Annotated in this window: 7 protein-coding genes and 1 pseudogene; 7 read left to right on the top strand and 1 reads right to left on the bottom strand. The window is 69.5% G+C overall.

Features of this window, described 5'->3' with window-relative positions; translation table 11 throughout:
- The 5 genes from JFB92_RS03815 to JFB92_RS03795 all read left to right on the top strand — a co-directional run.
- On the top strand, positions 1-482 hold a 482-nt coding region (locus tag JFB92_RS03815; RefSeq protein WP_199035032.1), incomplete at its 5' end, for a carbohydrate ABC transporter permease.
- Positions 475-1,386 (top strand): carbohydrate ABC transporter permease, encoded by a 912-nt coding sequence (locus tag JFB92_RS03810; protein WP_199035030.1) that lies wholly within the window; start codon positions 475-477, stop codon positions 1,384-1,386. The genes JFB92_RS03815 and JFB92_RS03810, both read left to right, overlap by 8 nt.
- A 44-nt stretch (positions 1,387-1,430) precedes the next feature.
- Positions 1,431-2,732 carry an ABC transporter substrate-binding protein gene (locus tag JFB92_RS03805; RefSeq protein ID WP_199035029.1) on the top strand — a complete coding sequence of 434 codons (1,302 nt, stop codon included), beginning with the start codon at positions 1,431-1,433 and terminating at the stop codon, positions 2,730-2,732.
- 69 nt (positions 2,733-2,801) lie between these two features.
- Positions 2,802-3,911: a Gfo/Idh/MocA family protein gene (locus JFB92_RS03800; protein ID WP_199035028.1), complete on the top strand. Its 1,110-nt coding sequence runs from the start codon at positions 2,802-2,804 to the stop codon at positions 3,909-3,911.
- Complete coding sequence (locus JFB92_RS03795; RefSeq protein WP_199035027.1) at positions 3,908-4,831, top strand: DUF6807 domain-containing protein; 924 nt, start codon at positions 3,908-3,910, stop codon at positions 4,829-4,831. The genes JFB92_RS03800 and JFB92_RS03795 overlap by 4 nt, the downstream gene beginning before the upstream one ends.
- Here the strand turns inward: JFB92_RS03795 and JFB92_RS03790 are convergent.
- Positions 4,818-5,810, bottom strand: coding sequence for a DMT family transporter (locus JFB92_RS03790; RefSeq protein WP_199035022.1), 993 nt, complete (start codon positions 5,808-5,810; stop codon positions 4,818-4,820). The two genes, JFB92_RS03795 and JFB92_RS03790, sit on opposite strands and share 14 nt — an antisense overlap.
- Before the next feature lie 72 nt (positions 5,811-5,882).
- Between JFB92_RS03790 and JFB92_RS03785 the strand changes: the two genes are divergently transcribed.
- Complete coding sequence (locus JFB92_RS03785) at positions 5,883-6,800, top strand: LysR family transcriptional regulator (protein WP_199035020.1); 918 nt, start codon at positions 5,883-5,885, stop codon at positions 6,798-6,800.
- A 47-nt stretch (positions 6,801-6,847) separates the two neighbouring features.
- A pseudogene (locus JFB92_RS26800) lies at positions 6,848-7,978 on the top strand (heparan-alpha-glucosaminide N-acetyltransferase domain-containing protein); the annotation flags it as partial.
- Positions 7,979-8,084 lie beyond the last annotated feature (106 nt).

Genomic DNA, 8,084 nt, shown 5'->3' with positions numbered 1-8,084 from the left:
ACGAGGGCCTGGCCCTGATCGGCATCGAGGGGCGCGGCTGGATCTCCGAGCCCGAGACCGCGCTGGGCACGCTGATCACGTTGAACGTGTGGACGTTCGGTTCGCCGATGGTGATCTTCCTGGCCGGGCTGCGGCAGATCCCGCGCATGTACTACGAGGCGGCCAACGTCGACGGCGCGGGCAAGTGGCGCCAGTTCCGGTCGGTGACGCTGCCGCTGCTGACGCCGATCATCTTCTTCAACCTGGTGTTGCAGATCATCCACGCCTTCCAGTCGTTCACGCAGGCGTACATCGTCTCCGGCGGCACCGGCGGACCGGCCGACTCGACCCTGTTCTACACGCTCTACCTCTACCAGCGCGGCTTCGGCAGCTTCGACATGGGCTACGCCTCGGCGATGGCCTGGCTGCTGCTGCTCATCGTCGGCGCGTTCACCGCGATCAACTTCTGGGCTTCGAAGTATTGGGTCTTCTACAATGACTGACACCCTCACCCCCGCCACCGCCTCGACCGGGGCGAACCGGCAGGACCGGCCGAGGCGACGCGAGTCCCGAAGCGGCCTCCGCCCGGTCCGCGCGTTCCTCAAGCACGCGCTGCTGATCCTGTTCGCGCTGGTGATGCTCTACCCGGTGCTGTGGATGGTCGTCTCCTCACTGCGGCCGAACGACGTCATCTTCCGCGACCCCAGTCTGGTGCTGAACGACCTGGAGGTCGGCAACTACGCCGAGGGCTGGAACGCCTTCGCCGACCCGTTCAGCCTCTACCTGATCAACTCCTCGATCGTCGTCCTCGGCGCGATCCTGGGCAACCTCGTCTCTTGCTCGATGGCCGCCTACGCCTTCGCCAGGCTCGAGTTCACCGGCAAGCGCTGGTGGTTCGCGATCATGCTGCTGACGATCATGCTGCCGATCCACGTCATCATCGTCCCGCAGTACGTGCTGTTCTCCCAGTTCGGCTGGGTCAACACGTTCCTGCCGCTGATCGTGCCGAAGCTGCTGGCCACCGACGCGTTCTTCGTGTTCCTGATGGTCCAGTTCATCCGCGGCATCCCCACCGAGCTGGACGAGGCCGCCCGGATCGACGGCGCGGGCCACCCCCGCATCTTCGCCCAGGTGATCCTGCCGCTGATGATTCCGGCGCTGGCCACCACGGCGATCTTCACGTTCATCTGGACGTGGAACGACTTCTTCTCCCAGCTGATCTACCTGACCGACCCGACCAAGTACACCGTGCCGCTGGCCCTGCGCGCCTTCGTCGACGCCCAGGCCGGCACCAACTGGGGCGCCGCGCTCGCCATGAGCGTGCTGTCCCTGCTGCCCATTTTCCTCGCCTTCCTGTTCGGACAGAAGTTCCTGCTCAGAGGCATAGCCACCACCGGCGGGAAATGACACCGCCCGCAACCCTTCACGACCCTTCGCAAAGGAGCGAGACCATGCAACGCAGAAACATCCTCAAGGGGTTCGGCGCCTCCGCCGTCGCCCTGCCCGGCCTGACCGCCTGCGGCACCGGAGGAGGCGGCGACGTCGAACTGTCCGACGAGGAGGTCACCCTCCGCATGACCTGGTGGGGCTCGGACACCCGGCACGGCCTCACCCAGGAGGCCATCGAGGCGTTCCAGTCCGAGCACTCGAACATCACCATCAAGTCCGAGTACAAGGACTGGACCGGCTACTGGGACGCCCTGGCCACCACCACCGCCGGGGGCGACTCGCCCGACGTGATGCAGATGGACGAGCTCTACCTCGCCTCCTACGGCGGGCGCGGCGCCCTCCTCGACCTCGCCGACACCGGCGAGTACCTCGACTCCTCCAAGATCGAAGAGTCCCTGATGGACACCGGCAAGGTCGACGGCACCCAGTACGCGATGCCGATCGGCGCCGGGGTGCTGACCCTGGTCGCCAACGCCGACCTCTTCGCCGAGTACGGCATGGACCTGCCCGACGACTCCGCCTGGACCTGGGACGACTACGCCGCCCTCTCCGCCGATTTGACCGAGGCCAGCGGCGGGGCCATCTCCGGCTCGGGCATCACCGGCGGCTTCGACCACGGTTCGGTGCGCTATTGGGCCCGGCAGAACGGATCCGACCTGTTCACCGCGGACGGCAACGTCGCCCTCGACCCCGCGCTGCTGGTCGAGCAGTGGGAGTTCTTCCTGGGCCTGATCGATTCCGGCGCGGTCGAGAGCCCCGCCGAGATGGTCGAGAGCATCAACGGCGGTGTCGACTCCGGCAACATCGCCACCGGCAAGGTCGCGATGGGCAACGCCTACAACACCATGATCACCGCCCTGCGCAACGCCGCCGGCGCCGACCTCCGCCTGCTCCGGCCCCCGCTCAAGCCCGACGGCGAGGAGGGCCTCTACTTCAAACCGTCCATGTACTGGTCGATCTCCTCTCAGAGCCAGCACCCCGCCGAGGCGGCGCTCCTGATCGACTTCCTGGTCAACAGCGAGGCCGCCGCCGACATCCTCAAGACCGAGCGCGGCATCCCCGCCAACACCGACCTCCGCGAGCGCGTCAGCACGGACCTCGAAGAGGGCGACCAGCTCGCCCTCGACTACATGAACTCGCTCGAGCCCGGACCGGTCTCCCCGGTGACCCCCAACGGCGGCAGCGACGTCGACCCGATGATCCAGCGCTACGCCCAGGAGGTCTACTTCGGCGAGCGCGAGCCCGCCGAGGCCGCCGAGGCGTTCATCGAGGAGATCCAGGGCCAGATCGACGCCGCCAAGTGACCCCGGGTTCCGGTGGCCGCCCGGCGGCCACCGGAACCCACAGCACCACACGAACGGAAGAGCAACTTCATGAACTCATCCCCGGTACTGCGGGCCGCCGTCATCGGCACCGGCGGCATCGCCGGAGCCCACGCGAGCGCGCTGGCCGCCCTCCCTGACCGAGTCGAGCTGGCCGCGGTGGCCGACATCGACGCGGCCAGGGCCGCCGAGTTCGCCGAGCGGTTCGCGATCCCCGGCGTGTACGACGACGCCGAGTCCCTGTTCGCGGCCGAGGCGCTCGACCTGGTCCACATCTGCACGCCGCCGCGGAGCCACACGCCGCTGGCGGTCGCGGCGATGCGCGCGGGCGTGCCGGCGCTGGTCGAGAAGCCGACCGCGCTGAGCCTGGCCGAGATGGACGAGCTCGCGGCGGTCCACGCCGAGACCGGTGTGCCGGTGATGACGGTGTTCCAGCACCGGTTCGGTTCCGCGGCCGTCCGTCTCCGCGGCCTGGCCGCTTCGGGGAAGCTCGGCAGGCCGCTCACCGCGACCTGCGAGACGCTCTGGTACCGCGACGACGACTACTTCGCGGTGCCGTGGCGCGGACGCTGGGAGAACGAGGGCGGCGGCCCGACCATGGGCCACGGCATCCACCAGTTCGACCTGCTGCTGTCGATCCTCGGCCCGTGGACCGAGGTCGCGGCGCTCGCCGGGCGGCTCGCCCGCCCGACCGACACCGAGGACGTCTCGATGGCGGTCGTCCGCTTCGACAACGGGTGCATGGCGACCGTGGTCAACTCGGTCGTCTCGCCCCGCGAGACCTCCCGGCTCCGGTTCGACTTCGAGCACGCCACGGTCGAGGTCGAGCACCTCTACGGCTACACCGAGGCCGACTGGCGCTTCACACCCGCGCCCGGGCACGAGCACCTGGCCGACCTGTGGCCCGAGCCGGGCCCCGACCGCGCCAGCGGCCACCCGTTGCAGATCGAGGCGGTCCTGGAAGCGATCGCCGCGGGCGAGGAGCCGGCGGTGTCCCTGGAGGAGGCCCGCCGGACCCTGGAGTTCGCCGCGGCCACCTACGCCTCGGCGTTCAGACACGTCCCCGTCCGCGCCGGAGACATCGGCGACGGCGACCCGTTCGCGCGCAGCATGGACGGCGGCGCCGTCCCATGGAACCCGATCAAGGAGCAACTCGCATGACCCGTCTCGACATCCGCCACGACCTCGGTGCGTCCCTGACCGTCCGCGACGGCCGGGTCGACCTGTTCGAGTACGTGTACCGGCCCGACACGCCGCAACTGGAGTCGCCCAAGCCGTACATGCACCCGATCCGCACCCGCGCCGGACGCGTCGTGAGCCTCTTCCGGCCCTGGGACCATGTGTGGCACAAGGGCATCGCCCTGTCGCTGCCGCACGTGGGGGAGGAGAACTTCTGGGGCGGCCCGACCTACGTCCACGGGCGGTTCTACGTCCAGAAGGACAACAACGGCACCCAGCAGCACCGCGAGTTCACCCGGCTCGAGACCGCCGACGGTGCCGCCGCCATCGCCCACGACCTGGACTGGATCACCCAGGCCGGCGCCAAGTTCTTCACCGAGAAGCGCGTGATCGGCGCGCGGGTGATCTCGGACGAGGCGTGGATGCTGACCTTCGAGACGAGCCTGACCAACGTCTCCGGCGGCGAGGTCTCGATCGGCTCGCCGACCACCAAGGGCCGCGAGAACGCCGGCTACGGCGGCCTGTTCTGGCGCGGGCCCCGGTCCTTCACCGACTGCCGCCTGGTGACCGCCGACGGCTCCGGGCCCGGCAGCGAGATGCGCGGCGGCCGCCACGAGTGGATGGGCTTCGCCGGCCGCCACGACCACGACGACGCCACGTCCCTGGTGCTCATGGTCGACGACGCCGACAACCCGCAGCACCCGCCGCAGTGGTTCGCCCGCAGCGAGGAGTTCGCCGCTCTCAACCCGGCCCCGTTCTTCTCCGAGGAACTGGCCGTCGCCGACGGGGAGACGATCAGGTTCCGCTACGGCATCGCAATAGCCGACGCCGATGCCGAAGCCGCCCCCGAACTGGCCGCCGAAGTCCGATCCCGAATGCCCGGCTCCTTTACCGCGGCGTGAGCGACCTCCGGGTCATCGGCCGACCTTTTCCTCCGACCGAGGGCCCGGGGACCGCGCCGTTCGCGATCGCGACGCTGACGAGGACGACCACCGCGCCGAACAGTTGCAGACCGCTGGGCTGCTCGCCCAGGACGGCCGCTGCCAGACCCAGCGCCAGAGCGGGTTGGATCAGCAGCAGCCCGGCGGTCGTGGTCGGCGCGAGCCGGGCGCTGCCGTGGTTGATGAACAGCCACGCGACGACCTGACCGATCACGGCCAAGACCGCCAAGAACGTCCAGGAGCGGGCCGAAATGGAGCCGAGGTCGGCGCCGCCGGACAGCAGCGAGACCGAGGCCGCGGTTGCGCCCGCCGCCACCGTGGCCCAGGTCAGCGGCTGGATGACATGGCGGGGCGCGAGCGCGCCCGCACGCCTGGTGATGAACAGGTAGCACCCGTACCCGATGCCCGCGAGCACGCCGAACGCGGTTCCGGCGGCGGATTTCGGGCCGGGCGCGGCCGCCTCCCAGAGTCCGCCGACGAGGCTGATCCCGATGAGCATCAGCGGCAGTGCCGCCAGGAAGCGCACGGGGATCGCTTCGCGGTCGATGAGGAAGGCCAGCAGTGGGAGCACGATGACCTGCACGTTGATCAGTACCGTGCTGATTCCGGCGCCGACCTGGTATATCGATGTCGCCCAAGCCGCGTAGTCGATGCCCAGCGCCGTCCCCGCGGCCAGTGCCCAGGCGATTCCCGCCGCCGGGAGCGGCCCGCGCCGCGCTCTCTCGTGGAGCGCCAAGGGGACCAGGAGTAGGACGGCGATCGCGCAGCGCAGCCATGCCGTCGTGGCGGCGTCGACGCCCGCGAGCTTGACTAGGATCGCCGAGGCCGACAGGCACACGGCGCCGGTGAGGACCGCGGCGACGGCGGTCGTGCGGCTTGAGATCGCCAGGCGGGGCGCACGCGATGCGTCACAGGGGGAGCGGGAGTCCGGAAGTGGCATGTCGCCGACGGTAACCGGATCTGCTCCTAAGCACTACTTCTCATTTATTATCTATTGTGTTAAGAATTGCTTATGAGTATCGAGTGGGGCAGGCTCCGAGTGCTTGACGCCGTCGCTCGCGTCGGATCGGTGACCCGCGCGGCGGCGCTGCTGCACATGACCGGTCCGGCCGTATCGCAGCAGCTGCGCCGCATCGAAGCCGAAGCCGGCGCCAAGGTGGTGGTCCCCGACGGCCGCGGGGTCCGGCTCACCCCCGAGGGCAAGCTCCTGGCCGAGTACGCCCACCGGATGGCGGACCTGATGCAGCAGGCCGACAACGATCTCCACCGGGACGCGGCCCGGATCGAGCACCTCCGCATCGCCGCGATCGCGTCGGTCGTCCGCGGCCTGCTGACCGCGAGCCTGCCTGTGTTCCTTCGCGAACATCCCCGGGTCCGCGTGAGCATCGAGGACGGTGAGACCGCCGACCACCTCGAGCGACTTCTGGAGGGCCGATTCGACCTGGTCTTCGCCGAGTCCTGGAACACCTCGCCACTGCGCACGCCCACTGGAATCCGCGTTCAACGGCTCACACGCGAGCCCCTCTACCTGGCTCTACCCGTCGGCCACCCGCTCAGTGAGCGCAGGCGACTCGAGGTGCGAGAAGTGAGCGAGGAGCGCTGGGCGACCTGCGCCCGGGGATCCGACCCGCACACCGCACTGGTCCGGAACGCACGACAGCACGGCATCGATCTCGACATGAACTACCATGTCGCCGACCACGTCACCCAGCTCGCTCTGGTACGGGCGGGCTTGGCCGTCGCGTGCCTCCCCAGGCCGACGGGCGGCCTCGCCCACGAGCCCGGAGTGGTGTTCCGCCCGCTGGACCCTGTGACGTATCGCGACATCGTGCTGCTGACCAGCAACAGGACCGCCCCGCTAGCCCTGGAAGCCTTCATGACGCATCTCCGCGAAGCACTCCACGACACACCGTTGTCGGCAAGAGCCTGAATCCGAGTCCGGTGCGCGGGGTGGACGGGGTGGCGCAAGCTTGACCGATGGACGTTGACCGCTCGACCTCTCCGGAGGGCTCGAATGCGGGGCTGGAGCTCGTCGAGGGGCCAGCCGAGTCTCCGCCGGCCGCGAGGGATCCCGAGCCGATCGGCCGCATCGTCGGCATCGATCTGGCGCGGGCGCTCGCGGTGTTCGGGATGTACTTCGCGCATGTCGCCCCGAGGGACGGCGGTGGCGAAGGATTCGCGGCGTGGCTGATGGAGCTGCCGCACGGGCGTTCATCGGCGCTGTTCGCCACGCTCGCCGGGGTCTCGCTGGTGCTGCTGGCCGGTGGGAAGCGCCCGAAGACGGGCCGGGAGGGCCGCCGGGTCGCCGTGAAGATCGCCGTCCGCGCGGTGATCCTGCTCGTCCTGGGGTCGCTGCTGACCGCCTTGGACACCTCGGTGGCCGTGATCCTGGCCTACTACGGCCTGTACTTCCTGCTGGCGCTGCCGTTCATGAGGCTTCGGGCCCGGACGCTGGCCGTCCTCGCGGGGGTCTGCGCGATCGGCGGCTCGGCCCTGCGGTTGTGGTTGCAGGCGGGCCACATGGACTGGGCCGAACCGTGGTACGAGCGCGATCCGCTCGTGGCGTGGGGCGTGGACGGGGTCTTGGCGCTGCTCCTAGTCGGGTTCTACCCGGCGGTGGCGTGGATGGCGTACGTGTTCGCTGGGATGGCGATCGGCAGGCTCGACCTGGCCTCCAAGGCGAACCGGATCCGGCTGGCCGTCATCGGTCCGGCGCTGGCGCTGATCGGCTACTGCGGTTCGTGGCCGGCCTCGAAACTGATCCAGGCGGGCGCCGACATCTGGGGCGGGACGCCAACCGCGCTGCTGGGCGCGTCGCCGCACAGCGGCACGCCGTTCGAACTGGTCGGCAACATCGGCATCGCGGTCGCCGTCATCGTCGCCGCGGTGGTCCTGCTCGCCCGGTTCAGGCGCCTGCGATGGCTGCTGACGCCGGTCACGGCGGTCGGGGCCATGTCGCTGACCGTGTACGTCGGCCACATCGTCGTCCTGTGGTTCATGTTCGACCGGCGCGAACTTCCCTACGAGTCGAGCTGGACGCTGTGGGGCTACTTCGTGGCAGGAGCGGTCGTGTTCGCGTTCGTGTGGTCCCGGTTCTTCAAGCGCGGCCCGCTCGAATACGGCATGGCCGCCGCCACCGGCCTCGCGGGGCTCGTCGAACGGCCCCGGACGGCTGGAGAGCAACCGAAAGATCGCATAGGATTACCGCGACCAT

It is taken from the genome of Glycomyces salinus (genome assembly GCF_016428645.1).
In the GTDB taxonomy this organism is placed as follows: Bacteria; Actinomycetota; Actinomycetes; order Mycobacteriales; family Micromonosporaceae; genus Glycomyces; species Glycomyces salinus.
This window is presented reverse-complemented; position numbering and strand designations above follow the sequence as displayed.

Coding starts and splice junctions, on each gene's coding strand:
- JFB92_RS03785 (WP_199035020.1), top strand. CDS start 5,883: ATGAGTATCGAGTGGGGCAGGCTCCGAGTGCTTGACGCCGTCGCTCGC.
- JFB92_RS03800 (WP_199035028.1), top strand. CDS start 2,802: ATGAACTCATCCCCGGTACTGCGGGCCGCCGTCATCGGCACCGGCGGC.
- JFB92_RS03795 (WP_199035027.1), top strand. CDS start 3,908: ATGACCCGTCTCGACATCCGCCACGACCTCGGTGCGTCCCTGACCGTC.
- JFB92_RS03790 (WP_199035022.1), bottom strand. CDS start 5,810: ATGCCACTTCCGGACTCCCGCTCCCCCTGTGACGCATCGCGTGCGCCC.
- JFB92_RS03805 (WP_199035029.1), top strand. CDS start 1,431: ATGCAACGCAGAAACATCCTCAAGGGGTTCGGCGCCTCCGCCGTCGCC.
- JFB92_RS03810 (WP_199035030.1), top strand. CDS start 475: ATGACTGACACCCTCACCCCCGCCACCGCCTCGACCGGGGCGAACCGG.